Source organism: Bordetella sp. 02P26C-1 (genome assembly GCF_009763255.1).
Taxonomy (GTDB): Bacteria; Pseudomonadota; Gammaproteobacteria; order Burkholderiales; family Burkholderiaceae_B; genus Bordetella_A.
This window is the reverse complement of record NZ_WSJB01000002.1, coordinates 181776-207082: the sequence shown is the minus strand read 5'-3', so window position 1 is coordinate 207082 and position 25307 is coordinate 181776. Positions and strand designations below refer to the sequence as shown.

Below are 25307 nucleotides of genomic sequence, written 5' to 3'. Positions count from 1 at the left end.
GAAGCCCGCTAAAGCCCTTAGAACGCCACGTTGCCGCCGCCTTTCAGTCCGAGGATCTCTCTGGCCTCGTCCGGCGTAGCAATCTGCAAGTTCAACGCCTCTGCAATCAGGCGGATCCGCTTGACCTGGTCCGCGTTCGAAGCGGCCAGCTGTCCTGGCCCAATCCACAGCGAATCTTCCAGCCCGACCCGCACATGTGACCCGGACGCGAGTCCTATCGTCGCCAGCGGCATCTGATTACGCCCCGCTCCCAGAACCGACCACTCGTAATCCTTCCCGAACAGTCGATCCGCGGTACGCCTCATATGCAGCAAGTCTTCGGGATGGGGCCCTATCCCACCGAGAATGCCAAATACGGTCTGAATAAACGGCTTGCCCGGCACCAGCCCCCGGTCCACAAAGTGGGCGAGGTTGTACAGGTGGTTGGTGTCATAGCACTCGAACTCGAACCGCGTGCCATTCGCACTGCCCCGGGTAAGGATGACCTCGATATCCCGGTAGGTATTCTTGAACACCAGATCGCGACTGTTCTCCAGATGGTCGCGTTCCCAGGGATGCCGCAGCTCGCTAAAGCGCTGCAGCATCGGGAACAAGCCAAAATTCATCGACCCCATGTTGAGCGAGGCCACCTCGGGCGCGAACTCCATGGCCGGGCGCATGCGTTCCTCGACCGTCATATGGGGACTGCCGCCGGTCGTGATATTGATCACCGCGTTCGTCTCGGCCTTGATCCGAGGCAGGAAAGCGCGGAAAAACGCCGGGTCCTGAGTCGGACGGCCGTCCTTGGGGTCGCGCGCATGCAGATGCAGAATCGCCGCGCCCGCTTCGGCGGCGGCGAGAGAATCTCTGACGATCTCGTCCGCGGTCACCGGGAGATGGGGCGACATGGAGGGGGTATGAATTGCGCCCGTCACGGCGCAACTGATGATGACTTTCCGTTGAGCTGCCATGGCAATTCCTTGTGCGACAAGCGTCCCCGGACCGCAAGGGACGCCCGTTTATCTCATTGCATTTTCTGGATCGTGGCCGAGAACAGGGCTTTCTGGCCCTGCAGATAGTCCTTGTACTCCTGGGGCCCGAGCACCATGGGCTGGGCACCGAATGTGGCCAAATTCTTGGCGATCTCATCCCCGTACTTGTCGGAGACCTGCTTGGCGGCCTCGTAGATCTTGTTCACGACCTCCGGCGGCGTTCCCTTGGGCGCTGAAATGCCGTAATACGTCGGACTGCCGATGTCATATCCCAGCTCCTTGAGCGTGGGGACATCCGGATACGCCTTCAGCCGTGTCTCGCCGAACACCGCCAATGGACGCAACGTGCCGGCCTGAATGTGCGCCTGAGCCGGCGCGATGGCGGTCGACGCCATGTCCACATGACCGCCCAGCAAGGCCGTGATCGCCGGGGCGCTGCCTTTGTAGGGGATATGACGCCATTTCACACCCGCCGTGTTGGTAAAGGCTTCCGCCAGCAGATGCGTGATGCCCAAAGCGCCGGAGCTGGTGAAAGTGATCGTTTCCGGATGACTCTTGGAATACTTGACCAGGTCGTCGACGGATTTCCAGCGAGAGCTCGACGGCACGACGATCATCAGGCCGCCCTCAGAGAGCGCCGCCACCGGCGTGAAATCCTCTGGGGTGTACTTCACTTCCTCGTTGGCCAAGGGCACCACCACGATCGACCCCGGCGACGTGCCCACCAGGGTATAACCGTCAGGCGCACTGGTTGCAACAGCCCCCGCACCCACCCCGCCGCCCGCGCCGGGTTTGTATTGCAGCACCATGGGCTGCTTCAGGAATTCGTTCATCCGCTCCAGAAACGGGCGCAGCATATTGTCGGTGTCGCCAGGTTGAAACGGGATGACGACCTGAATGGGGCGCACGGGGAAATCGGTAGCGGCCAGCGCGCCCGTGGCGGCGGTCGAGGTCAGTGCCGCGGTGCAGAGTGTGATCAACCATTTGATGCGCATTATTGTCTCCGTTGTAGTTCGAGTGGTGCTACATCTGCCTCATGCCGCCGCGCCGGCGACGGCATGCTTATCCGGTATAACGGCTGAACCGAGCGAGGCGAGATCAATCGCAGCGTGCGCTCATGCCGCCATCGACGACCAGCTCGGTGCCTGTGATGAAGCGCGCTTCGTCCGAAGCCAGAAACAGCACGGCGTTGGCCGTATCCAGGCCATCGCCCATGAAATTGAGAGGAATGCGCTTTAGACGCCGCGCGAGCAAAGCCTGCACATCGCCCTGGGCCTGCGTCTTCGCCAACACTGCATCGACCAAAGGGGTGTGCATCAGGCCCGGAAGCACCGAGTTGACCCGGATACCTTTGTGGGCGAGCTCAACAGCGGCCACGCGTCCATACTGGACCACAGCGCCTTTGGCGGCCGCGTAGCCAATCTGCGGTGCGCCAGTCCAGCGAATCGCCGAGGTGGAGGCGATGTTCACAATGGCGCCCGATCCCTGGCTTTCCATGGTGGGAATCACCGCCTTGCTGACGACGAAAACGGTCTTGAGGTTCAAGGCGATCTGCTGGTCCCAATCCTCCTCGGAGAGCGCTGTGGCGCCACCGGGGCGCGGGCCGCCCACGTTGTTGACGAGAATGTCGACCGTGCCGTAGGTGTCGAGACAAGCGCGCACCATGTCTTGCACCGCGGCCGTATCGGTCACATCGCACTCATGAGTGCAGACCTCGCCGCCGGCTTCCCGCACCCTGTCCACGGTTTCGCCCATGGCGGCTGCGTCGCGGTCCACCGCGAAAACGCGCGCGCCCTCTTGGACAAACCGATAGACGATCGCCCGGCCGTTTCCCCAGCCCGGACCGACGCACCCCGCGCCGGTCACGATTGCCACCTTGCCTTCCAGCCTACCCATGACGTCTCCTCTTTGATTTTTACCCACGTGCACGCGCCCTAGGACGCTCATCGCCGCCTAGCGCGTCGCCGCCGTGATGCCGCCGTCGACCACGATCTCCTGCGCGGTGATGTACTTGCTCTCATCAGCAGCGAGGAACAACGCGGTGTGCGCCACATCCCACGCGTCGCCCATGTGCCCCATCGGCACCTGACGATGGCGATGCGCGACAAATCCATCAAAGTCCCCCCCGGCGTACTTGTCCGCCAGTCGTTTCACCAGCGGGGTAAAGACCAGCCCGGGCACCACGCAATTCAGGCGTATCCCCTTTGGCGCGTACATGACGGCAGTGGTTCGGGTGAACTGCATGAGCGCCGCCTTGGCCGCCGCATAGCCCACCTGGGGCTTGCCGGCATAACGCAATCCCGCAATCGAAGAAATGCTTACCACCGAGCCCCCGCCTTGCTTTTCCATGATGGGTAGCACGTGCTTGCAGGCGAGAAACGCTGAAGTCACGTTCACGCTCAGTTGATCCTCCCATGCCTGCTCGGTCAGTTCCACGGGTCCGCCGGGTTCAGAACGCCCGACGTTATTGATCAGAATGTCGATACGTCCATGGCGAGCCAGGCAGGCGGCCACGGCAGCCTCTACCTGTGCGGGATCCGTCGAGTCGCTGACCACCACGTCAACGCTGCCGCCTTCCTGGCGAATAATGTCCGCGGTGCGCTGTCCCGCCGCTTCATTCAGGTCGGTGCCGAACACCTGCGCGCCCTGACGCGCGAGTAACACCGCGATCGCCTGCCCGTTGCCCCATCCTTCTCCCAAAGAGCCACATCCCGTGACCAATGCAACCTTGTTGTCCAACCTGAGCATGCCGACCCTCATCTGGCGATTGTTGTGTGGACTATGGTAGAAGCTCAGGACTTGCGCGAGAAATTCCGTTTTTGCTGCCATTGATGGGAAATTGGAATGAATCTAACCCCCCGCGAGCTGCGGATCTTTGTATCCTTGGCGAGCTCACTGAGCTTTGTCCAGACCGCCGACAAGTTCTTCGTGACACAGCCCACCATGAGCAAGATGGTGAAAAGCATTGAGGACAAGCTGGGCGTCAAACTGTTCGAGCGCACCACGCGCACCGTTACGCTGACGCGCGAGGGACAAACCCTGTTGGAGTTGGCCGGCCGCATTATCGAGGACTACGAGGCCGGCCTCGCGGAGTTGGCCGCGGTCGCCCGCAGGGGGTCGCAGAAGCTGGCCATCGCCGCGTTGCCGTCCTTAGCAGCCACGTTACTGCCGCCGTTGATCGCGGAACTTCGACTGGAATCGCCGAACTTGATCATCAACATTCACGATGTCATCAACGACACCGCTCTGGACCTGCTGCGCATGCGCAAAGTCGACTTTGCGCTCTCGGGGCTGGACGTGGTGCATCGCGACCTGTCGTACATCGAAATCATGCGTGAACCCTTTGTCCTGCTGGGTTCCGACATGATTCAGAAAGGGCGCACGCTCACGCAATGGTCCGAGTCGGAACTGGAGCGTTTGCCCATTATTTCGATGCCGCGCGGTACCGGCACCCGCATGCACATCGACTTGGCCTTCATGAAGCGCGGCAAACAGTTTCGGCCGTTTCTCGAGATTCAAGGGCTATCCACCATAGGCAAATTCGTGACGCAGGGCTGTGGCCTGGCGCTGCTGCCGCTCTCGGCGGCACAGCTGGTGTTCGAGCCCGGGCTATACATCGCCCGGCTGCGCAATGCCCCCGAACGCACCATAGGAATCATTACCCGACACGAGTCGGGACTGTCGAACTTGGCTAGCAAGGCAATCGAATGGGTCAGGACGTATGCCAGCCTCCAACTCGAGTCCACGCACTCGGTTCCGGAAAACGTCATCACGTAACACTCAAGGAGATGCAGATGAAGGCAGTACTCGCAACCCCAGCAGGCGCAGTTTTAAGAGATTTGCCCACGCCCACCGTCGGTGCTGGGCAACTCTTGGTCCGGGTTCATGCCGCTGCGCTAAATCGCGCCGATCTGCGGACACTTCAGCTGGGGGAGAATACCGTGCTGGGCATGGAGTGGGCGGGCGAAGTCGTGGCGGTGGCCCCGGACGTTACGGCCTTCAGAGTCGGCGACAGAGTGATGTGCTCGGGCAAGGCGGCGTTTGCCGAATACGCGGTGGCTGACGTGGGCCGCACGATGAAAATCCCGGCTGAAAGGATTTCCTATCGTGAGGCCTCTTCAGTCATGCTGGCGCTACAGACGATGCACGATGCGATCGTCACGCACGGACGCATCGAGAGAGGGGATCGGGTGCTGATTCATGGCGCGGCCTCCAGCGTAGGCCTGACGGGGGCAAAAATCGCCCGTGCGTGCGGCGCTGGCTTTGTCATGGGTACCTCGCGCGATCCGGCAAGGCGCGCCGCATTGCTTGATAACGGCTTTGACGCGGTGCTCGATAGTGATGATCCGCGCTGGCCGGAACAATCCTTGGGCCTCACCGCAGGCGACGGGTTTAACGTCATTGTCGACCAGGTCGCCGGTGCGCGGTTCAACGACCTGATCCAGGTGGCGGCCATTCTCGGGCGGATCGTCAACGTGGGACGCCTGGGTGGTGCGACCGGGGCGTTCGATTTTGAAACGCATGCGGTGAAGCGCCTGAGCTATATCGGGGTCACGTTTAGAACCCGCAGCTCAGCGGAAATCCAGCTAATTACCGAACGGATGCATAGGGATCTGTCGGATGCGCTGGACCGCGGTGAGCTGTCTATCCCGCTGGATCGGGAGTTCGCGCTGGCTGACGCTGCGCAGGCGTACGAGCGCATGAAGGCGAACCTGCATTTTGGCAAGATCACGCTGCGCATTGATCAGTAACCCGATCACAGAGTCGCCCGGAGAGGCGGTGCCGGTTTGGCTGACAACGACTGCTGCACCATGATCGCGGGCGCCCTTCGGAGAGAGCTGCTGCACATCAGCTCCGACGGTCTCGCGGCATCGTAATCCGTACCCGTTCCGAAAGCATGTTCCGAGTCGGAACAGTCCGGATCCCTTGGGGGCCTGGGCGACCACGTTATTGTTGGCGCGCGGGACGCAAAGCGGGAATGCCGCCTCTCTCTGCGGCGACGTCGAGAGCTTTGTTCAGACGTTAATCCTCGACCTCCGGGTCGGAAACGAACGTTCCGACTCGGAACACCGGTGGCAGCACCGCCGCCTTGTGTTTCGTCCATGGGCCAGGAGCCGAGTTGTGTTGGATGTTCCGAGTCGGAACATGCCAGAGGCTGATCGTGGCGGGGACGGCCCGCTGGGGTCGTAATGCGTATGCCGCCTCGATGTCTCGGCCCCCCGAGTGAACAATTTGCATAGTGTTCCTGGGGTTGTTCCGAGTCGGAACGTCTAGAGCAGGGATGGGCGTCACCGTACCCGCTATTTCCCCCCCAGTGTTCCGAGTCGGAACACTTTCCATACGCGTGCCCGGGTGGCACCCAACTAGACATCATGGATAGGCGAGCGCGTCTACGCCTCTATCCATCCGCGGCCCCAAAACAAAAGGGCCTCGCAATCATTTCGACAGCGAGGCCCGGCTAACGAGTCGCATGGGCGAGGTTCGGTCGAACCGCCCCTGATTTCGCAATCAATCCTGCGGAAATAACTTATCCATGAAGTCTTTAATCGACTTCTCCGTCTTGTCGTCCAAGACGGCCTGATGCACTCGTATCATCAGATGCTTGCCATCGCGTCGGATGTCCGCGGCTTTCTTCCCATTTCGGTAGAACGTACGCAGATAGCCGTCCCTGCGAGGCGACGCGTCGCGATGGCGCGATACCAGCACGTCGATTTCCTTAGCAACACGGCCTTGCTCCAATTGGCCCTGGCGCACGCGTGGCCATAGCTCGCGCAGGGCGTTGGTGCCTTCTTGACCATGCCGACCTAACACGGAAGCAATGTCACCCGCGGCCGAGGCACCTAACAGCCTGGGTTGGGTGCCAAGGTCTTCCAAGACGAAATCGGGCAATTTTTGGAAAGCGGACAAACGAAACAATTGCGTGCGCGAAATACCGATGGCTTCGGCGATATCCTTGCGTTTGGCGAACGCTTTTTCAATCGTGGCCAGAGACAAGCTGATTTCGTAATCCGAAAGCTCTTCGCGCTGCAAGTTTTCACTTAAAGCGGTGATGGCCATCTGCTCGTCGGAGTAGTCCACCACGACAACGTCGACCTCGGCATGCCCGCGATTCTTACGGCTTAACCACCGCCGCTCGCCCATCGCGATCTGATAGCGAGCCGGTTGCTCGGGATGCACGCGCACAATGATGGGCTGCAGCTGGCCGTTGATCTCGATGTTTTGTCCCAGTTCATCGAGTGCCGCCTGATCGAAATAGCGGCGAGGTTGCCAGGGATTGCGTTCCAGCACACTCACCGGCAATTTGCTTCGGGCACCACCACTGGCCAGTTTTTCTTCAAGCTCTTTGATACGCTGTTGCGCGGTTGTTAATGCCGCGAGCTGGCCAGGGCCGGTGCGGGGGAGGCGGGACGGGTCTGGCGCTACAGCGGGCTCCAAAACGGGGCGCGGTACCTCGGCGGTGGAGCGCAGGCTCGCCGTCTTGTTCAACATCTCTTCGCGTAGATTGCGCCTCATTTCGAAGCCCTCCAGTGATCGGTGTATTGTTCGTCGATCCACTGGCAATAAGCGGTCAACGGTTCTTTGGCGCGCGCCAACGCGCGGTCATCAACGTCGCCCTTGGACAGGTCATGCACGGTCCCCAATGCCAACCCGATGGTGCTGGCCACGGAGCTGGCGGGCACCTCGATGGTGTGCATCCAATCGGCATAGGCGCGCTGCGCCCAGGAGCGCACGACAGGCGCGGCCGAGGCGGCCCCGCGGTCAACGCGAGAGAGCAGCACCGAGATGAAATCAAAGGTTTTTTGCTCTCCGCGCTCGACAAAAGTGGTGCCCATGTCGGAAAACAGGCTCCAGAACGACACCGAGCTCATAAAATCCAGGCTTTCTGGCACGAGCGGCATGACCATCGCGTCGGCGGCCATCAAGGCATTGATTGTCATATACGACAACGACGGCGCGGAATCCAGCACGATATAGTCGTAGCGGTCGCGCAAATGATCCAGGCCGTTGCGCAGCACGTTCCAGAACCGGAAACCCGGATCGCGCGACGTCATGGCGGGCAAGTGAAACTCGGCCGAGAACAGAGCGGTGTGCGCGGGGATGAGATCGAGGCCATCCCAATAAGTGGTTTGAATCACCGCATCCAGGTCGGCGACGTTTCCTTCATAGATAAAGGGCAGGATGGTATGTTCCTCGCGCACGTCTTGCTCGGCATACAAGCCGCACAGTTCCGTGGCGGAGGACTGGGGATCCAAATCGATAAGCAGGCATTTGCGCCCGAGCAGTGACAAGCCCTGTGCGATGTTCATCGCGGTGGTCGTCTTCGTTGATCCGCCCTTAAAGTTGGCAACCACCAATATTTTGGCCGAGCCGGGTTTGCCGACGAGCAAAGGCGATTTCTCGATGTCGGAGATTTGCTGCACGCATTGACGTGCCTCCGGCAATGTGAAAATGCGGCTGCGGTTGCCTCGCACTTCGCCTTGAGGCAACGAGGTGCCTTCACGGTTGAGCAAGTAATTCAATCGCGACCGTTCAATGCCGCACATATCGGCAACTTGTGCCGAAGTAAAAACGGGCGGCGTTTTCCGGGGTCTGGGCGAGAGAATTTGATCGCGCAGTTCGTTCGTGACGGTCTCCAACCGCCTTGCAAAATCGGCGACCTGCGCCAAGTCCACACGTCGGTCGATCTTTACTTGCAAGTTAGCTACCATCGCGTTCCCTTATCGATTAATCACTTTGCGGCGAATTTTATACAAAGTGGAAAATTAAAGGAAGCACGAAATTGTGACCGCCTTGCGTGGAGCGCTGAAGGTGGCTAAGCGGCCGCACCCGCCTCATACGGGCCAGCGCATCCGGCCATGCTCAAGGAATCGCGACCCGGCGGCGGCGCGTTGTGCGCACGGTACGCATCGCCACGAAGGCGCCCAATTGCGTCTGCACATCTGTGTTGTCGCCCACCAGCGTGGCTAGCATGGCGGGCTCAATATGCAATTGAACGGCCAACGTTCGTGCGGGTAAGGAACGGATGAATTCGCGCAGCACTTCGGCCCGTTGTGCCGGCTCCATGGCAAGGTAGGCTTCATAGCCCGTGTGGCCGAGCGTTTCCAATTGGTCCACTTCGGCTTGAATGGCTTGTTCGCGCGCGGCAACGGCTTGCTGGAGAGGATTCGGGGAGACCGCGATGTCATTCGAGGCAGCGATGGCATCGATTTGCAATTGCGCGGTGCCCAGGGCATACGCTTCACGCACGGCCTTCATAAAGTAACCGGCGACCGATCTTTTGACCTTGCCTTGGGCGATTTGGTAACGGGTGTACTCAATGGCTTTCTGCAGGCGATCATCGTCCCATTCATCGCGGTGGCTGATGATTTCGTCCAGCTGTGCGCCATTTAACCCAAACTCGTTGCGTAGTACCTCATATTGCGCTTTCAGCGCGATCATCGAGGCCTGGGGTGCGTCGAATTGCGCGGTTTTCTCTATTTGGAATCGGATATTCCCGACGCGCTTGGACCCAGGCACGTTCTTGGTGTCATAGCTGACGTGCAGGCCGGTGACCTCGTTGATCTGGCTCACCGCTTTTTCAATCACGCGCTGACGCATTTTCTTGAACTCGGCGTACTCGTCCGCTTTGAATCCCCACCACCCGCGTAATTCATCAAGCGATATCCAACCCGTGGTGCCTTGCGCGATAAAAAGTTGTAGGCGGTCGAACAGGATCTTCGCGTGAATCGATTTGAAGACGTAGCGCAGGCTGAGAAAGTGACTGGCTGCCGGACTTTTGATTTCTGCCTGCAGTCGGTGGTGAATCTCGAAAAATATTTTGCCGTTGGCGATTGCCACCGGTCCTAGCATGGGAATGGAGGCCCAGGGTTCGTCGGTGCTGGCCTCCGGGCCCGAGGATTCGATCTGCACGGCGGCTTTTTGTGCCTCGCGCAGGATCGACTGCAAGTGCTTTCGGTTATTGCTGGTGTACCCCATCAACCATTTGAAGATGTTCAGGTCAATACGGTACCCACTTTTGTACTCAGGGTCTTGAGCAGTAATGAAGTACAGCACATCGATCGCGCGACGTGCCGACAAACTCATGTCGACAATGTTGATGAACAGATTGTTTTTGTGAAAACCGACCTGCACTGGCAAATGATCCGCCCCGGCACCGTGTGCGCCCAGTTCGCTAAAGAGCGATAGCGCAAGCTGCATGGCTTTGCCATCGTTTTTCGGCGGGGCGTTATCGGGGGATGGAGGCGAAGTCGGGAGCGCGGTCATTGGGACGAGCCAAAACGGATATGGGCGCCAGTATCGCGCGTACAAGGTGGCGCGTCAAAACAATATCGGGCACCTTTCCGCATATTTTTGGTACCAGGTTTTGTAGTGCTGTCAGGTAAGTCTGTTTTTTAATACTGACCTACCTACTTACAGAAAAATAAGTTCCTTGCTATTTCAAGCACTTAGATTGAAAAGGTACCCAGACGCGTTCCTTAGGTGCCCGGTATTGTCTCTAGAAGTACCCGAGATTGTTATTCGGTGCCTGAAATTGTCGGCTATGGTGCCTGAATATGTAGGGTGTAAGTCGATGGTACCCAACTTTGTCCTGATCTAGCCTAACGCGTTGATCCGACTGCGGAATATGTCATTTCTGTCGCCCTAATAGTGCCCGGATTTGTGTCGGTCCAGCCGCAAGGTGCCTGGATATGATCGGCCGCTGCGGTATCGGATGATTTAGCCGGGACCAGACAGCGGAAGGTACCCAGATTTGTTGTGTATTAGCCGCTGATTTCTTCCGCCGAATTGGTTTGAGTGTATTTTGTTGCCTGGAGGCGGGTGTTGTTCCGAGTCGGAACACGCATTTATCCAGGCACTTCATGCAAGCTGGCTCAACGATGCGCATAACTCGCGCGCGCGCCCCGAATTTTGTATTTCCGCGCGTGAGTGAAGCGATGGCGGCACAAATTCGGGCACCTTGCTTACGGGCGAGAGGGTTCGCACAAATTTGGGTACCTTGACGGCCCCGTAGCCCGTTACGCTGCTATGCGCCTATCAGCATAGCGATGTCGACGGGAGCGTTCCGAGTCGGAACAGCCCGGCTGCCGGGCGATAGCGAGGTGACTGATACGAGAAAGGCGCCTCAAAGGGCTGTGGCTACACGTCAGGACGATTATCGGACAATTATGGGTACCTTCTGGAAGCGCTACCGGACATGGTGCTGGCAGCATACTGACGTTGATGCCGGGCAGCCTGGAACAATTCCAGGCACCTTGCGTCTTAGCGGCCGCTCCACAGAACAATTTAAGGCACCATTGATCCCCGTGACGGTGCACCACTTGATCAGTCGAGGAAAAAGCTTGCCTTGGAAACGTATTTGGGGTCCCTCACCAATAACCCCGTGAGATTTTTGAGTCTTTGTCGGTTGCCGGGCTCATGCACTGCAACCATAAGGCGCTTGGAGACGGCTTGCGGATCTGCTCCCACGTCTAAAAGGAACCGGCATATCGCCCGATTCGGTTCATTGGGTGGTTCCTCGCATAGCTTTCTGATCAAATTGGGCCCCGCCGCGCGGTGGTGCCTCAGCAAGCGCTTTGCCGCTTCCGGCTGGACGGCCTTGGCCGCCTCGCAGAGGGCAGAGGTATAGGTGGCGCCCGCCAGGAGCAAAGCGCTCTGCGCCAGCTCTCTGGCGCACGGGTCCGCTTCCAGGTCTATAAAGGTACGCATCAACGCGTCATGCACGATCTGGGGCTCCCAGCGGATCAGCCTGACAGCGGTTTCGTATTGCACCACTCGGAAGGCGAGAAATACCGCGGCGCAAAGATCGGCTTTCATGTCGCGGAGCTGTCCGACCCGCTGGCGACTTTCCTCCGTATCGGTTGAGGCGCACTCCACGACGGCCCACGCGCCGTCCGTCAGAGCGGGAATGACCTGGCGGCCCCATTGCCGGTGTTCCATTTTAAGCAGTTCAAGGAGCGCGAGTGTGGCGTGCGAATACCTGCCGAAATCGCCCGACAGGCGTTCCAGCATTACAGCGTCGGGATAGGTGACCGCATCGGCGGCGATAATCATTGCATGGGCGGTCGCCGTGTCACTGCATCCGAGGATAGTCTGCGGAATTATTTTGCCTACTTCCAACCCGCTCTTTACGAACATGGAGGCCGCGGCGATGCGGCCTTCAGCGACCAGATCCTTCATCACGTCCCGTGCTGTACTTCTACTCTCCGCCCGGCTAAGCAGGACATGCAGGTCGCACACCTTGCCCTGCAGCGCGGCGGCACGCAACGTCTCCTTAAGTCGGCCGGGCGTTGCCGCTGCACTAAGAACACGTTGGCGATGTAACTTCACCATTGCGGAGGTTTCGGGGCGAAGCTTGTGCGGCTTAGCCCCCGCCGCGAGCAATAGCATCATCGCCGCCGCGCTAGCGCGTTGTTGCCAGCTCTCCTCGGCGTACGCCTCATGCTCGAGTTTATGCATGAGTTCGTCGGTCGATACGCCTGCCATCACGAGCTTCTGCGCTTGCGCCAGGTTGCCATCCCGGACCAGCCACTCCAGTGCATGGGGGGGCACCAATCCGACATCGTGGAGGATTTTTAGCGCCTCGGCCCGGTACTTCGACAGCTCGCACAGGGTGAGTGGGCCGCAAACTACCGTTTCCGCGAGCCGCCGCAGAGGCGTCAGATCCTCATGACGGGCGAGTTTGAACAGCGCCAGCTTTGGCCCAGTCGGCGGAATCTTCAACTCTTGAATAATGAGATTAATCATTGAAAGAGGATTTGATGGCACGAACGATGTCACCGAGGTGCCCGACGCTTGCGACTCGGGCAATGTCGCAAGGTGCATCAGCACGGGCACGGTATCGACGCCGCCACTCACCAAGTATGCGCTTGTCACTCTATCCGCGCGTTGGGCCGCTTTGATAAGCTGATCGGAAGCGCTGTAGCCGAGAAGAGTCAGCTCCAATATTGCGCGCCACAAATCCCGTTCTATTGCATAGTCAAAGACGGATTGCGGATCGGCGCCGCGGCTAAGCAAATACTCAACGGCCTCGCATACGTTCTCGCGAAACAGATCTTCCGCTGAGCATAACCATGCCAGCGCGGCGGCGGCGTTCGCACCGTTTGCGATCAAGCGCTCGGAGATCGCGGTGTGCCCCACGAGCATGACCGAGCGTGCCAGTGCTTCGTGCAGCTCATCGCGCGCCCCGGCGGCGATGAGCTTATCGATTAAATCGGCAGGCGTATGCAGTGGGTTGGTCACTGCATACATCAGAGGGGTATTTCCGTTGAAATCCGTACCGTTCACCAGTTTTTCGGTGCAATCGGGGGCCTGTTTCAGTAAATAATAGGCGACGCCGGTGTGCCCGGCGGCGATGGCCAAGTGCAGACAGTTTTGTCCATTCTCAAAGCCTAGCTCTGCGACATTGACAGACTGTTGCTCGACGAGTAATTCGAATGCTCGCTGAGGGCCGGTTTCGATGAGTTGAGCGATGGTGCTTTTTGAAAGGCCGCTTGTGGGCGGAGGGGCTACGCTATTCGGGAGGTGGGAAGTCAAGCGATATGGTGTGGCAACGCTGCGAGGTATCAAGTAGGACTCCGAGCAAGATTAGAGGTTGGGTAATCTTGATAAGGGTGCCAATACAACACGATTCCCTCTCGTCGCTTTGGACGATTCCTTGAATCGGACCGAGTGACACGGCAATACACCGCGTTTGGGTTAGGAGCGCCGTTTTACTTGTATGACGTGGGTGGATTCCACCGCGCGAGCTCGCAACTGTCCACAGCCGGCCTCCACGTCCTGGCCAGCACTGTTTCGGACCTTCGTCAGTACGCCGCGGCTATGCAGATAGCGCACGATCTCGCGAATCCGTTCGAGATCGGGGCGCTGGTAGTCGTCACCTTCCAGACTATTGAAGGGGATCAGGTTGAGCACGCCGTACTTGCCCTTGAGCAAGTGCACGACGGCGTCGAGTTCGTCGTCGCCGTCATTGACGTCTTTGAGCAGCGTCCATTGATACTGAATGGGATAGCCGGTGTCACGGGCGTACGCTTCGCCGAGTTCGACTAATTCTTCCGGCGTCATTTTGGGCGCGCGCGGTAGCAGTTGTGCGCGCAAGTCGGCCTTGGTCGTGTGCAGTGACAGGGCCAATGCGGGCTTGACGCGTTGCTGGGGCAGGGCGTCGAACACGCGTCGGTCGCCGACCGTGGAAAACACCAGATTCTTATGGCCGATATTGCCTTCGGTGCCTAGCAGATTGATGGCTTCGAGCACGTTGTCGAGATTGTGTGCCGGCTCGCCCATCCCCATGAAAACGACTTTCTTTACCGCGCGCAAACGTCGCGCCAACACCACTTGCGCGAGAATTTCCATACTGGTGATTTGGCGGATCAGGCCGCTCTTGCCGGTCATGCAAAAACGGCAGCCGACCGCGCATCCCACCTGGGTCGACACGCAAAGCCCGTCGCGCGGCAGCAGCACGCTTTCCACCATCTGGCCATCGGCGAGTTCGACAAGCAGGCGCGAGCCGTCGTTGCCGGTATGTTCGGCGCGCACGCGTGCAAGGCCGTCCAGTTCGGCCGTCAAAGCCGGCACCGCGTTGCGCAATGCCAGCGGCAGGAAATGCTCGGACTGCCGCCGCCGCGTGCCGTGGTCTAGCGCTTGCCCTTGCAGCCAGACGCGCATGATCCTGCCGCGATGGATGGGCAGGGCGTCGAGGGCGACGAGGCGTTGGTCGAAGTCGGTATAGCGCATGGGGAGCGGATTTTACCCCGCCGCCTGGATTTCACCGCTGCGAGGTCAGCTGGTCTTGGTGCCGAAGCAATGCTCGATCGCCGGGAACGCGCCACTGCGCACCTCCTGCGCGTAGCTCGCGGCGGCCTGCTCGATCATCGTGCTCATTTGAAGATATTGCTTTACGAAGCGCGGGACCCGGGTGCCCGACATGCCCAGCATGTCTTCGGTAACCAGGATCTGACCATCGCACGCCGGCGACGCACCTATGCCGATGACGGGAATGCTCAGCGCTTCGGTGACGCGGCGACCCACGGCCTCGGCCGTGCATTCCACCACCAGGGCAAAGGCGCCCGCTTGCTCAAGCGCCTTTGCGTCATTCAAGATGCGTTCACCGGCGTCGGCTTGCATGCCCTGGGCTTTGTAGCCACCTACGGCGTTGAACTGTTGTGGCATCAAGCCGATATGGCTGATGACAGGCACGCCGCGCACGCTCAGGAATTGCACCGTCTCTGCCATCTCAATGCCTCCTTCGAGCTTGACCGCTTGAGCACCGGTTTCGGCTAGCACGCGGGCCGCTGCGGTGAATGCCTGCTGGGGGGATGCCTGGTAGCTGCCGAAGGGCAGGTCAACCACGACGCACGCCTGCGCCGATCCGCGCACGACGGCCGCGCCATGCGCGATCATCATGTCCAGGGTCACGGCCAGCGTGCTGGGCAGGCCGTACACCACCATGCCCAGCGAATCGCCTACCAGCAGCAGATCGGCGTGTGCGTCCAGGTGCCGCGCCATGGGCGTGGTGTATGCGGTTAATGCCACGATGTTGCCGCGTCCCTTGGACTGGCGGATGGCGGAAATGGTTTTGCGTGTGATGGCCTGTTGGACGCTCATGCATGCCTTCCTGCTGCGGTGATGGGGATCGAACTATAGTACGGCGGCGGAGGGCCGTGCATTCCCGGCTTAGCGCAAAGACGGCGATGCAATCAGGCTTTAGGAAGCTGCACGCTCCTAAAGCCCGCGCATGGAGAGTCGTGAATATCAGGGCGCTGAGAGAAAAGCAGCGCCCGTTATGCAAGGCGCTTATTGCAGCGTGATCTTGCCCTCTTTGACCACTTTGGCCCAGTTGTCCGATTCGGTCTGCATGAACTGTGCAAGCTCTTCAGGCGTGCCGGGCATCGGGGTCAAGCCTTGTTCCTCCAGCAGCTTGATGACGTCCGGGGACTTGAGGGCTTTGACGATTTCCTGATTCCAGCGGTCGATCACGGGCTTGGGGGTTTTGGCGGGCGCCAGGAACGCGTACCAATTCAACGCGTTGTAGCCGGGGTATCCGGACTCGGCGACCGTCGGCACCTCGGGCAGGATCTCTGCGCGCGTCGGGCCGGTAGTGGCCAAGGCCGTGAGCTGCCCATTCTTGATGTGCTGCGCGGCAGAGGTCGGCGAGGCATAGTAGGCGTCGATGCGGCCGCCTAGCAGGTCGATCATCGCGGGGCCGCCGCCCTTGTAGGGCACATGCACCATATTGATGCCCGCACGCTGATTCAGCATTTCGCCTGCCATATGCGTGGCGGACCCCACACCACTGGAGGCGAAATCCAGCTGTTTGGTTTTGGCAATGTTGACGAGATCCTTGACGTTTTTCGCGCCGACTTGCGGATTGACGACCAGTACCAGCGGATAGGCCACACCCATGGTGATGGGTGACAGGTCCTTTAGCGGATCATACGAAAACGTCATGAGGTGAGGATTGATCGTGAGCGATCCGATACTGCCGACCAGAATGGTCGAGCCGTCCGGTTCGGCCGACACGACGTACTGCTGAGCAATATTGCCGCCAGCGCCGGGTTTATTGACCACGGCGATCGACTGCCCGGTGTTTTCCGATACTTTCTTGGCGACGATACGGGCCATCGCATCGGTCGCGCCGCCGGGTGCGAAACCCAGCACCATATTCAAGGTTTTCCCTTCCGGAAAATCTTGCGCGAATGCGCTGGCTGCAACGAGTTGCAGGGCGATCGCGATCACCCCTTTTTTCCATATTTTCATTTTTCGTGGTCTCCTATTAGCTTATTGAACCTGCATATCGTTCTTTGCCGCGCGGTGACGGCGTTTGTGGCTCGTCCATACCAGCGCCATGAAATACTGCCTCGCGAGCGAGGCAGGGGGTATATGTTCAGATCTGGACTTCTATTTAGCGATGTCGATGGGGATCTCGATATCCAGCAACGGCGCATGTTGCTGGGCGCCATAAATATCGGTATCGCCGATGGCGCCCGACGGAATGCGACGCGGCAATGTCGCTTTCCAAGCGAGGGCAGGGGGGTACTCGGTAAAGAGCACATCCTGCGGCTTGACACCGTAGAGCGAAGCAATGAGGTCCGGGCAGATCACGCCGGAGTCTCGCACCTGTTTGAACAGGTCCGCGTTGTCGAACATGATGTCCAACGTGATGTGAAAGGGGCCGGCGTTTTTGCTCTTGCAGGCTTTGGCGATTTGCTTCAGCTTGACCATGTGGGCTCCTAGACTTCTTCGTAATGAATGGGGAACATGCGCAGCGGATCATCGATTTCAAGCACGTGTTGGAGCATGAACTCGTAGATGGGCCCACGTTCGATATCGGACGGGGAAAATGGGAAGGCCATGTTCCCTTCGCGACACATCCGTCCGGCGAAGTCAGAGTGAAGCAGGGTCACCCGTGCCAGCGACAGGGCCGCATTGGCGATTTCTTGGGTGTCGGCCACGACCTCGGCGATGATGGCAACCTCGGTCGGCACGCTGTCTTTTTTCGGTTCCCAGGCGCCCATCACGCCGTCCTGGCCATACAAGCGCAGTACCAGCTGGTAGGTCGAGGGATCGATCCCCAGCGCGCTGACTTTCGTCGCGGTGGATTCACGCACGAACGCCATAAAGCTGTCGAGCTGACCGATGAGGCCCGGGTCGCGCGTGGCGGCGATGGTGATCGCGCTATAGCCGGCCATGCGCGCGCCCTCGAGCTTGATGCTGTAGGGCTTGGGAATCCAACGCATGCCGGTGATACGCACGCGCCGCTCGGTCAGCGCTTCGATTACGCATTCGCTCGCGTCCACCACGCCACCCGGTTCGTAGCGAATGATCGGGCTGGAGGTTTCGTGCAGGGCCTGGACGGCTACCGACATCGGCGTGCAGCGCAACTCCGGATTCAGGGGCTCGGTTTCGACGAAGTCTTCGCCCACCGTGACCATCAAGCAATCGTGCTTCTTGGGAATGGCGGCATTGCAGGCGCATTCGAGGATCTTGCCCGCATACCAGGCCGGGGCTTCCGGCAAGCCATGATGCATGGCGAGTGCGACCCAAGGCGCCGGGTCGGTGCCGCGCCCGCCGAGGATGACCTGTGCCCCGGCAGCCAGTGCCTCGCGGTAGGGTTCCGGGCCCATCATGCCGACGATACGCACGGCTTGCTCGATGTCTTCGGCGCGGATTTGCGGGGCGTTGCTCAGCGGCTTGATCTTGCCGGCCTGCAATTGCTCCAGCAGAAAGCCCTTGTCCTGCTCCGAATCGATGAGCGCCATCTTGAAGTGCAGGCCATGCTCGGCGGCGATCTCGCGGATGATATCGGCGCAAGCCTGCAGATGCGGCGTGCCACCGGCACCCCCGCAAGTCCCGACCATCATCGGAATGCCGTTGGCAATGGCGCCGCGCAACAGCAGCGACAGATCGCGCTTCATCGCCAGGCGAGAGTTGAGCGTCTTGCCCGAGCCCAGGTAATGCGGGCCTGGATCGCTGCTGCCGCCATCGACGCCAATCATATGGGGTTTGAGCGCCAGCGCGGCTTGAAGCGAGCTTTCGGGAAAGCCATAGCCCAGGATGCCGCTTGCCGACATCATGCGAACGGTCTTTTGCGTCATGGTTCGAGCCTCCTGTTAGTTTTTGCGGCGCCAGTCGCCGGCACGCGGCTTGGCCAGGCCGACGTTGCCGCGCAGCGTGGTGTCCGTATATTCCTTGCGGAAGAGGCCACGTTTTTGCAGTTCGGGCACAACGAGGCGGACGATATCTTCGTAGGTGCCGGGCACCGATGTGGCCGACAGCACAAAACCGTCGCAGGCCGATTTGAACCATTCTTCCATCTGGTCGGCAACCTGTGCGCCGGTGCCGCAGAACACGGGCCCGTCGTTGAGCGTGCCACGGCCGGAGGCCTCGACGAAGTCCTTGACCGACGGATTCTTTTTGCCGCTGATCTGGATGACCTTGTCGCGCAGGCCTTGCCAGGACATCGCCGCCAGTTCTTCATCGGTGAAGGGCAGTTCGTAGGGGCGGCCCGAGAAGTCGATGTTCAGCGTCTCGCCCATCATGATCAACCCATCGATAGGACGCGACAAGCTGGCGATGTAGTCGCGCTGTTCCTTGGCCTGGCTCTCGGTTTCGGCGACGATGATTTTGAGTTCCGGCGCGATCTTCAGCGAGTCGGGATCGCGTCCCGCATTGGCCACGCCGTCTTTGAGGGCCTGGTACTGTTTCTTGCCGTTTTCCAGGGTGGGGTATTTGCAGAACACCACTTCGGCCCAGCGCGCGGCGAAGGCCAGACCCCGGCCGCTTTGACCGGCTTGCAAAATCACCGGATGGCCTTGCGGGGAACGCGGCACCGTCAGCGGACCGCGCGAGTTGAAATACTGTCCTTGATGATCCAGGCGCTTGACCATCTCGGGGTCGGCGAAGATTTCCGCGGCCTTGTCGGCGATGATGGCGCCTTCTTGCCAGGTGTCCCAATGGCCCATGACGACTTCCATGAATTCGTCGGCGCGATCGTAGCGCAGGTCATGTTCCAGGTGTTCCGAGCGACCGAAGTTGGCCGCCTCGGAGTTGTTCATCGAAGTGACGACGTTCCAGGCGACGCGGCCCTTGGTCATCAAGTCCAGTGAGGCAAACAGCCGGGCGACGTGGAACGGTTCGTAGTAAGTCGTCGAGTAAGTGGCCCCCAGACCCAGCTTGGAGGTCGCCATGGCCATGGCCATGAGCACGGTGGTGGGATCCAACTTGATGGGACGCACACCGTACTTGACCGTGTCTTGGTGGCCATCGCCGTAGATGTCCGGCATGGCCAGCCGGTCGTCGAAGAACGCCATGTCGAACTTGCCGGCTTCCAAGGTACGGGCAATACGTTGATAGTATTCGGGCGACAAGTAGTCCGTCATACTGGAGGCGTGACGCCAAGAGCCCGCATAGTTCGAGCAGTTTTGCGCTTGCAAAAAAGCAACCAAGGTCATTTGGCGTGGGGATTTACTCATGTCTAGCCTATGTCGTTGCGTGGTTTCGAACAAAAACTGACCGCCAGTATTGGTGCAGACTGCCCGCGGCACAATTTCCGCCCTGTGATACATTCATAACGACCGTGAATAAATTGATCGATCCTCCCTCGTTGACCCGTCTGGAAATCGCTGAACTCGAGACCTTTCTTTGGGTGGTGCGAGAGGGCAGTTTCAGCGTGGCGGCGCGCAAGCTGCATTTGTCCCAGCCGGCGGTGACCAACCGGGTGCGTCGTCTGGAAGACAAGCTGCACGTCAAACTCCTGGTGCGCACCACGCGGCGGGTTGAGCCCACACCGGATGGCATCTTGCTGCGTGACGCCGCCGAGCAGGCGGTAGCGGGCTTGCGCGACGTGCTGAGAAAATTCCAGGCGGTCTCCGATGTCGATCGCAATCGGGTGACCGTCGTGGTCACGCCCATGCTGGCGGCTACCGTCATGCCCGCCCTGATCCATGCCTATAACGAGCGCTATCCCGACGTGAGCATTGTGCTGCGGGATCTGCCCTATGAGCAGGTCATACGCAGTGTGGTCGAAGGCAATGCGGATATGGCGGTCGCTGCCCTGGATAGCGCGCCGCGCGGAGTGGGTTTTAAATCCTTGGCCGAAGAAAAAATGACCTTGGTCGTACCGGCCCGGCATCCGCTGGCGAACGCCGAATCGGTGGATTTAGAGCAGATTTTTCCGTACCCGCTCATGCTACTGGATCGCTATCAGGCGCTGCGCAAACAGCTGCAGGCAGAATTCGAGCGTCGCGGCGCGCCATTTAATCCAGCGATCACGATCACCTTGCCGACATTGCTTGGCATGGTCGATGCCGGCAACTGCATTACGTTTTTGCCGCAGTCCATGGCGCATGACAATGCGCGCGGGGTACGCAAGACTATTGACGTCAAGGATCTGACAATCATGCGCTGCTACGGGATGGTGGTTGCGCGCAACGCCGAATTAAATGTGGCCGGACAGAATTTCCAGGACTTCCTGAGCAAAAACTTTAAAACCCAGCTCGCAAAACTGGCTTGATCGCGGGGCAGGGCAGGTGCACACGCACCACTTATTCCCGTTGGTTATAGATAAATTCAATTCTGCAAATTGTTTGTAGACGGTAGCCCTCCTAGACTGTCGCTAGTCTGATTACAGGAGTTGCTTATGTCTGTCGTAGCCCAAGCCGTCTCGCGCGTTACCCAAGCGCGGTCGGAACGCGCATTTGATTCCGTCGAAACGGCCATAGACGCGATGCGCCGCGGCGAGTTCGTGCTGGTGGTCGATGACGAGACGCGCGAAAACGAGGGCGACCTTATCATCGCCGCGAACGCGGTCACACCGGAAAAGATGGCCTTCATGGTGCGTCATACGAGCGGCGTGGTGTGCGTTTCGCTGCCGGGCGAGGTGTTGGACCGTCTTGAGTTACCGCCGATGGTGACAAACAACGCCGATCCTTTCAGAACGGCTTTTACGGTGAGCGTGGACCTGCGGCTAGGTGTCAGCACGGGAATTTCGGCGGCCGATCGCGCCGCCACGTTGCGCGCCCTGGCCGACCCGGCCGCCAAGGCAGACGATTTCGTGCGTCCCGGGCATATTTTCCCGCTGCGCAGCAGGGCAGGCGGGGTGCTGGAACGGCCCGGGCATACCGAAGCCGCTCATGATTTGGTGGCTCTCGCCGGGCGGGGCGTGGGAGGCGTGTTGTGTGAGCTGGTCAACGACGATGGCAGCATGGCGCGCCGTGCGGACCTCATTGCATTTGCGCTTAGCCATGATCTGACCATTATTTCTATTGCGGACTTGATCACTTATCGCCAATCCCGAGTTCAATCTGTATTCGAGGCCCAAGCATGAACACTTTTGACAGCAAAGAATTTCGGCGCGTCCTGGGCGCGTTTACGACGGGCGTCACTATCATGACGACGGTGGACGAAGACGGCAATCAGTATGGCGTGACGGCGAATTCGTTCAGTTCCGTGTCGTTGGATCCTCCTTTGATACTGTGGAGCCAGGCACGGACCTCGAGTAGTTACGCGGCGTTTAAGAATTGTGAGCGCTTCGTGGTGAATATCCTGGCGGACCACCAGATCCCTATTTCTAATCAGTTCGCGCGGTCAGGCGGCAACAAGTTCCACGGCGTCATGGTCAATGAGGGCTTGGGTGGCGTGCCGATTATTGAGGACTGCAGCGCGTATCTGGAGTGTGTCAAGGTCGCGGTCCATCCCGGTGGCGATCATGACATCTATATTGGACAGGTCGAACGGATGTATCGCAGCGAGAACCGGCCCTTGGCATTTGGAGAGGGCAGGTATGTCGTGCCGGTTGCGCATGAGATGCTCGCCGCGGCTTGACGCTGGCGACGCGTCAACGGATCTTATCGGTCAGCGCAGCGTCGCTAAGAATTTGAACAGCACACCGCAGGTATAGAGGCTCGCTTTTTTTTCTAAGAAGTCCGAAAAATCCACGTCTGCGTTGTGATCCGCGTGGTCCGAGATGACACGCATGACGGCAAAGGGAACGCCGAACTCAAAACAGACTTGAGCCATGGCTGCGCCTTCCATCTCCACACACAGTGCGTCTGGCAGCTGCTGCTGGATGGCTCGGTGACGTGATGGCTCGGTGACGAACACATCGCCCGTTACGATAAGGCCGTGATGGGCGGTGGAAGGTCTGTCGACGCTCGCTACGCCATGTGCACTACCAGAACGCGATTGTTCTGCGAGATAAGCCCGAGCGTGCGACAACAACGCGGCACTCAGCGAGGCATCCGGCGTGAAACGACTTAATCCCAACATTGGCACTTCATAGCGCGCAAATAAAGGGCGTGCATCAAGATCATGCTGCATCAGGAGACTGGCCACGACGATATCGCCCACGCGGATGCTCGAATGTAGTCCGCCCGCCAAGCCTACAAATACGATCGATGTTGCCTTGAACGTCTCAATTAATACGGTGGTCGTGGCCGCAGCCGCGACTTTGCCGATACGGCTTAAGACGACCACACAAGGGTAGCCTGCGATCTCGCCAACGTAAAAATCGCGCATGGCAATGCGCGTGATCGTGACCGAATCTCCCATCGCTGTGACCAGACCCTCTAATTCTTTGGGCATCGCGGCCATGATGGCTAATCGTTTAGGGGGGATAGTCATGAGTGCGTGACACGCGTTTGTTTTGATCGACACTATGCGTCCTTTTGCCCGAACACAGCTTGGTCAAAGGCCTCCATCTGCTCGGCGCGTAAGCGGGCTTCCGCCTTGACGTAGACGGATGTCGTAGTGAGCGATTTGTGTCCCAGGTTTTGTTGGATAACCGCCAGGGAGGTGCCGCGTGCCGCAGCGTGCGAGCCGTGCGTATGGCGAAGCCAGTGGGTGCTGGCTTGCAGGAGCCGATAGCGATTTTCGCGCCCGCGGACTGAGGTCTGCGCATCGGGAATAGCATTCGCGGCCGATTCGAAGAAGTTCGTCAAGACACGGTATAGGGCGGAATCGGTCATGGCATCGCCCCAGCGGGTGCTGTAGAGCTTGGCTATCAGAGGCGTTTCGGGCGGACAGGCACGCGGATCGTCGGGCAGGCCGCGGGCGCTGAGATATTGGGCCAGGGTGCGCTGCAGTGACTGCGGCAGGAAGACTTCTCTGGGCTCTTGGCCTTTGCCTACGACATGAAGCACCATCGGGCGCATATCGTCGCCGAGATCCTGGATACTGATGTCGGCGGCCTTGGCGTTCACGAGTTCGGACAAGCGAAGGCCAGTGGAGAAGGCGAAGTGCAGCACAAACCTCAGACGTAGCGTTTTCAAACTGTCGTCAGGCAGGGACGCCGCGAATTGCATGACGTAGTCCCATTGCTGCCGCGTCAGACTGCGCCCGACGTTGATTTGGGTTCGGGCCTTTTTTCGCGCCAGGCCTGAAAAGGGGTTGTAGTCCAAATAGCGCTGGCCCACCAGCCACGTGCAGAGCTTTGCCGCGACAGTGAGGGCGTATTTCACGCTGTCGGCAGACAGTCCGGCGATCAAAGGTTCGCCGGCGGCGTTGACGCGCGCGTTTGGCGGCTCGATCGCACGATTGGGGATGTGAAAGCGCTGCGCCTTGGGACGCCGGCGCCAAATGAAGGGACGCCAGTCCGGATCGTAACGCGGGTGCATGGCGTCGCTCACCCAGAGATCGTATGGCTTCGGGTCAGCCAGGAACGCCTTGTATTCCAGCACGTCTTGCGTGGTCAGGCTCGACAGGGCTTTTTGCTTGGCGAAAACGCACCAGAGCAGCAGGCGTTCGGCCGAGGTGCGATAAGCGCGCAGAGTGTGCTTGTGCTGTGGCTCTTTGTAGAGGTTGAGCCAAGCCTGGATCGCTTCGTAGTCGTTGGCTGCACCGCTGCGGTTTTCTTCGAGCGGAGCCCGGTTCCTTCCTCGCGAGCCATCGAGTTCGGCCGGGGGCAGGTAGAACCCGTCGCGGCTGGCAAGAAATGGTGATCGAGGTTCGACGCCGTAAGGCGCTCGTGACACCGCCGCGCTGGTCCAGGGTTGCCTTTGCTCTTTGGGCAGCAAGCGCTTTGGCGTGAGAGCGAAAGGCGTAAACAGATCGCCTAGCGCCTCGTTATGGCGTTTGAACCAATCGTTCAGGCGCGCGGCGCGTGTCGGGCCCAGGCGTGGCACGCTTTTGTACCAAAGATAGCCTGTAGCGTTGGCGCGTTCGGCGACTTGCGCGATTGTGCGAAGCCCGGCGTCCATCAGAGGTTTGGCAACCGATTCGTCGAACCACTTGTCAGTCAGATCGCCAGGTTTGGGCGGCACCGATACGGAGTCGATCAGTTCCGCGATGAGCGTCAAGCGCCGTCGGAATAATCGCGCATCACGCTCCCGGCGCCGGCGTTCGGATGGGACACGGTTATAGGAGCGTGCATCCGCCTCGCGCAGCCTGTCCCTGTCGAGCATGAGAAGCCGCGCCTGGCCATGCTTGCCCATACGGCGCGCAGCGGTCACCAACGTAGCTTGGACGGCTTTCAGTATGCGCTTGGCCGCCGCGCGATCCGTGCCGGTTTCCAGATACCGGTTTGCGAGCTGGTCGACATTGAACGTTCCCTCCATCCAGGCTCGGTAGAACTCAAGATGGTCACGATTCGATCTATACGGAACGTATTCTTCATCCATGCCGCGGGCTCAACTTCTGATTGCTCCGATTGACGTCATTGTAGCTGGGGGTGGTGGCAGCGCAGGGCCAGAATGGCGGGCAGAAGTCGGCTGATGGCAAGTTGACGCGTGTATGGTCGGGCCATGTAACGCGGCTGGATGATGCTGGATGGAATGGCAAGATTTAATAAAAACACGCTTTATATCAACAGGATATAGATTTCATGATAATAAAAGTTATCATGAT

Annotated in this window: 21 protein-coding genes; 5 read left to right on the top strand and 16 right to left on the bottom strand. The window is 59.5% G+C overall.

The window, feature by feature from the left end; all coding sequences use genetic code 11:
• Positions 1–17 precede the first annotated feature (17 nt).
• From GOQ28_RS01955 to GOQ28_RS01940, 4 genes are all read right to left on the bottom strand, one after another.
• Positions 18–950 (bottom strand): 3-keto-5-aminohexanoate cleavage protein, encoded by a 933-nt coding sequence (locus tag GOQ28_RS01955; protein WP_160355215.1) that lies wholly within the window; start codon positions 948–950, stop codon positions 18–20.
• Positions 951–1003: 53 nt separating this feature from the next.
• Positions 1004–1966, bottom strand: coding sequence for a tripartite tricarboxylate transporter substrate binding protein (locus GOQ28_RS01950; protein ID WP_160355214.1), 963 nt, complete (start codon positions 1964–1966; stop codon positions 1004–1006).
• A 103-nt stretch (positions 1967–2069) separates the two neighbouring features.
• Positions 2070–2867 carry an SDR family NAD(P)-dependent oxidoreductase gene (locus GOQ28_RS01945; RefSeq protein WP_202109487.1) on the bottom strand — a complete coding sequence of 266 codons (798 nt, stop codon included), beginning with the start codon at positions 2865–2867 and terminating at the stop codon, positions 2070–2072.
• A gap of 57 nt (positions 2868–2924) precedes the next feature.
• Positions 2925–3719 carry an SDR family NAD(P)-dependent oxidoreductase gene (locus GOQ28_RS01940; RefSeq protein WP_160351294.1) on the bottom strand — a complete coding sequence of 265 codons (795 nt, stop codon included), beginning with the start codon at positions 3717–3719 and terminating at the stop codon, positions 2925–2927.
• A gap of 96 nt (positions 3720–3815) precedes the next feature.
• Between GOQ28_RS01940 and GOQ28_RS01935 the strand changes: the two genes are divergently transcribed.
• The gene (locus GOQ28_RS01935) at positions 3816–4748 is read left to right on the top strand and encodes a LysR family transcriptional regulator (protein WP_160355213.1); all 933 of its coding nucleotides are present in this window, start codon (positions 3816–3818) and stop codon (positions 4746–4748) included.
• A gap of 17 nt (positions 4749–4765) precedes the next feature.
• A complete protein-coding gene (locus GOQ28_RS01930) occupies positions 4766–5722 on the top strand; it encodes a quinone oxidoreductase family protein (protein ID WP_160355212.1) in 957 nt (318 codons plus the stop codon).
• A gap of 757 nt (positions 5723–6479) precedes the next feature.
• Here GOQ28_RS01930 and GOQ28_RS01925 read toward each other — a convergent pair.
• The 10 genes from GOQ28_RS01925 to GOQ28_RS01880 all read right to left on the bottom strand — a co-directional run bounded on the left by GOQ28_RS01925 (position 6480) and on the right by GOQ28_RS01880 (position 19939).
• A complete protein-coding gene (locus GOQ28_RS01925) occupies positions 6480–7484 on the bottom strand; it encodes a ParB/RepB/Spo0J family partition protein (protein WP_160355211.1) in 1005 nt (334 codons plus the stop codon).
• The gene (locus GOQ28_RS01920; RefSeq protein WP_160351208.1) at positions 7481–8680 is read right to left on the bottom strand and encodes a ParA family protein; all 1200 of its coding nucleotides are present in this window, start codon (positions 8678–8680) and stop codon (positions 7481–7483) included. The genes GOQ28_RS01925 and GOQ28_RS01920 overlap by 4 nt, the downstream gene beginning before the upstream one ends.
• Positions 8681–8831: 151 nt before the next feature.
• On the bottom strand, positions 8832–10235 hold the full coding sequence (locus tag GOQ28_RS01915) for a replication initiation protein (protein WP_160355210.1): 1404 nt from the start codon (positions 10233–10235) through the stop codon (positions 8832–8834).
• A 1059-nt stretch (positions 10236–11294) separates the two neighbouring features.
• The gene (locus GOQ28_RS01910) at positions 11295–13538 is read right to left on the bottom strand and encodes an ankyrin repeat domain-containing protein (protein WP_160355209.1); all 2244 of its coding nucleotides are present in this window, start codon (positions 13536–13538) and stop codon (positions 11295–11297) included.
• Between the two features lie 129 nt (positions 13539–13667).
• Positions 13668–14702: an RNA methyltransferase gene (locus GOQ28_RS01905; protein ID WP_160355208.1), complete on the bottom strand. Its 1035-nt coding sequence runs from the start codon at positions 14700–14702 to the stop codon at positions 13668–13670.
• A 45-nt stretch (positions 14703–14747) separates the two neighbouring features.
• On the bottom strand, positions 14748–15572 hold the full coding sequence (gene panB / locus GOQ28_RS01900) for a 3-methyl-2-oxobutanoate hydroxymethyltransferase (protein WP_160355207.1): 825 nt from the start codon (positions 15570–15572) through the stop codon (positions 14748–14750).
• A gap of 189 nt (positions 15573–15761) precedes the next feature.
• Positions 15762–16724 (bottom strand): Bug family tripartite tricarboxylate transporter substrate binding protein, encoded by a 963-nt coding sequence (locus tag GOQ28_RS01895; RefSeq protein ID WP_160355206.1) that lies wholly within the window; start codon positions 16722–16724, stop codon positions 15762–15764.
• 141 nt (positions 16725–16865) lie between these two features.
• The gene (locus tag GOQ28_RS01890) at positions 16866–17189 is read right to left on the bottom strand and encodes a DUF4387 domain-containing protein (protein ID WP_160355205.1); all 324 of its coding nucleotides are present in this window, start codon (positions 17187–17189) and stop codon (positions 16866–16868) included.
• An 8-nt stretch (positions 17190–17197) separates the two neighbouring features.
• Complete coding sequence (locus GOQ28_RS01885; protein ID WP_160351215.1) at positions 17198–18562, bottom strand: acyclic terpene utilization AtuA family protein; 1365 nt, start codon at positions 18560–18562, stop codon at positions 17198–17200.
• Between the two features lie 15 nt (positions 18563–18577).
• Positions 18578–19939, bottom strand: coding sequence for an LLM class flavin-dependent oxidoreductase (locus GOQ28_RS01880; protein WP_160355204.1), 1362 nt, complete (start codon positions 19937–19939; stop codon positions 18578–18580).
• Between the two features lie 104 nt (positions 19940–20043).
• On the opposite strand from GOQ28_RS01880, the gene GOQ28_RS01875 reads away from it, so the two are divergent.
• The 3 genes from GOQ28_RS01875 to GOQ28_RS01865 all read left to right on the top strand — a co-directional run bounded on the left by GOQ28_RS01875 (position 20044) and on the right by GOQ28_RS01865 (position 22289).
• Positions 20044–20979, top strand: coding sequence for a LysR family transcriptional regulator (locus tag GOQ28_RS01875; protein ID WP_336603718.1), 936 nt, complete (start codon positions 20044–20046; stop codon positions 20977–20979).
• Positions 20980–21105: 126 nt separating this feature from the next.
• Positions 21106–21792, top strand: coding sequence for a 3,4-dihydroxy-2-butanone-4-phosphate synthase (gene ribB, locus GOQ28_RS01870; protein WP_160355203.1), 687 nt, complete (start codon positions 21106–21108; stop codon positions 21790–21792).
• A complete protein-coding gene (locus GOQ28_RS01865; protein WP_160355202.1) occupies positions 21789–22289 on the top strand; it encodes a flavin reductase family protein in 501 nt (166 codons plus the stop codon). Before ribB ends, GOQ28_RS01865 begins: the two co-directional genes overlap by 4 nt.
• A gap of 30 nt (positions 22290–22319) precedes the next feature.
• Here the strand turns inward: GOQ28_RS01865 and GOQ28_RS01860 are convergent, their stop codons facing one another.
• Positions 22320–23057: a 5'-methylthioadenosine/adenosylhomocysteine nucleosidase gene (locus GOQ28_RS01860; protein WP_236844186.1), complete on the bottom strand. Its 738-nt coding sequence runs from the start codon at positions 23055–23057 to the stop codon at positions 22320–22322.
• 62 nt (positions 23058–23119) lie between these two features.
• Complete coding sequence (locus GOQ28_RS01855; protein ID WP_160355201.1) at positions 23120–25081, bottom strand: phage integrase family protein; 1962 nt, start codon at positions 25079–25081, stop codon at positions 23120–23122.
• Positions 25082–25307: the final 226 nt, after the last annotated feature.

What these genes read in the sequence shown, in the direction of transcription:
- GOQ28_RS01925 (WP_160355211.1), bottom strand. Translation starts at nt 7,484, where the DNA reads ATGAGGCGCAATCTACGCGAAGAGATGTTGAACAAGACGGCGAGCCTG.
- GOQ28_RS01880 (WP_160355204.1), bottom strand. Translation starts at nt 19,939, where the DNA reads ATGAGTAAATCCCCACGCCAAATGACCTTGGTTGCTTTTTTGCAAGCG.
- panB (WP_160355207.1), bottom strand. Translation starts at nt 15,572, where the DNA reads ATGAGCGTCCAACAGGCCATCACACGCAAAACCATTTCCGCCATCCGC.
- GOQ28_RS01945 (WP_202109487.1), bottom strand. Translation starts at nt 2,867, where the DNA reads ATGGGTAGGCTGGAAGGCAAGGTGGCAATCGTGACCGGCGCGGGGTGC.
- GOQ28_RS01920 (WP_160351208.1), bottom strand. Translation starts at nt 8,680, where the DNA reads ATGGTAGCTAACTTGCAAGTAAAGATCGACCGACGTGTGGACTTGGCG.
- GOQ28_RS01950 (WP_160355214.1), bottom strand. Translation starts at nt 1,966, where the DNA reads ATGCGCATCAAATGGTTGATCACACTCTGCACCGCGGCACTGACCTCG.
- GOQ28_RS01890 (WP_160355205.1), bottom strand. Translation starts at nt 17,189, where the DNA reads ATGGTCAAGCTGAAGCAAATCGCCAAAGCCTGCAAGAGCAAAAACGCC.
- GOQ28_RS01895 (WP_160355206.1), bottom strand. Translation starts at nt 16,724, where the DNA reads ATGAAAATATGGAAAAAAGGGGTGATCGCGATCGCCCTGCAACTCGTT.
- GOQ28_RS01885 (WP_160351215.1), bottom strand. Translation starts at nt 18,562, where the DNA reads ATGACGCAAAAGACCGTTCGCATGATGTCGGCAAGCGGCATCCTGGGC.
- GOQ28_RS01860 (WP_236844186.1), bottom strand. Translation starts at nt 23,057, where the DNA reads ATGGCCGCGATGCCCAAAGAATTAGAGGGTCTGGTCACAGCGATGGGA.
- GOQ28_RS01855 (WP_160355201.1), bottom strand. Translation starts at nt 25,081, where the DNA reads ATGGATGAAGAATACGTTCCGTATAGATCGAATCGTGACCATCTTGAG.
- GOQ28_RS01940 (WP_160351294.1), bottom strand. Translation starts at nt 3,719, where the DNA reads ATGCTCAGGTTGGACAACAAGGTTGCATTGGTCACGGGATGTGGCTCT.
- GOQ28_RS01865 (WP_160355202.1), top strand. Translation starts at nt 21,789, where the DNA reads ATGAACACTTTTGACAGCAAAGAATTTCGGCGCGTCCTGGGCGCGTTT.
- GOQ28_RS01930 (WP_160355212.1), top strand. Translation starts at nt 4,766, where the DNA reads ATGAAGGCAGTACTCGCAACCCCAGCAGGCGCAGTTTTAAGAGATTTG.
- GOQ28_RS01955 (WP_160355215.1), bottom strand. Translation starts at nt 950, where the DNA reads ATGGCAGCTCAACGGAAAGTCATCATCAGTTGCGCCGTGACGGGCGCA.
- GOQ28_RS01935 (WP_160355213.1), top strand. Translation starts at nt 3,816, where the DNA reads ATGAATCTAACCCCCCGCGAGCTGCGGATCTTTGTATCCTTGGCGAGC.
- ribB (WP_160355203.1), top strand. Translation starts at nt 21,106, where the DNA reads ATGTCTGTCGTAGCCCAAGCCGTCTCGCGCGTTACCCAAGCGCGGTCG.
- GOQ28_RS01905 (WP_160355208.1), bottom strand. Translation starts at nt 14,702, where the DNA reads ATGCGCTATACCGACTTCGACCAACGCCTCGTCGCCCTCGACGCCCTG.
- GOQ28_RS01915 (WP_160355210.1), bottom strand. Translation starts at nt 10,235, where the DNA reads ATGACCGCGCTCCCGACTTCGCCTCCATCCCCCGATAACGCCCCGCCG.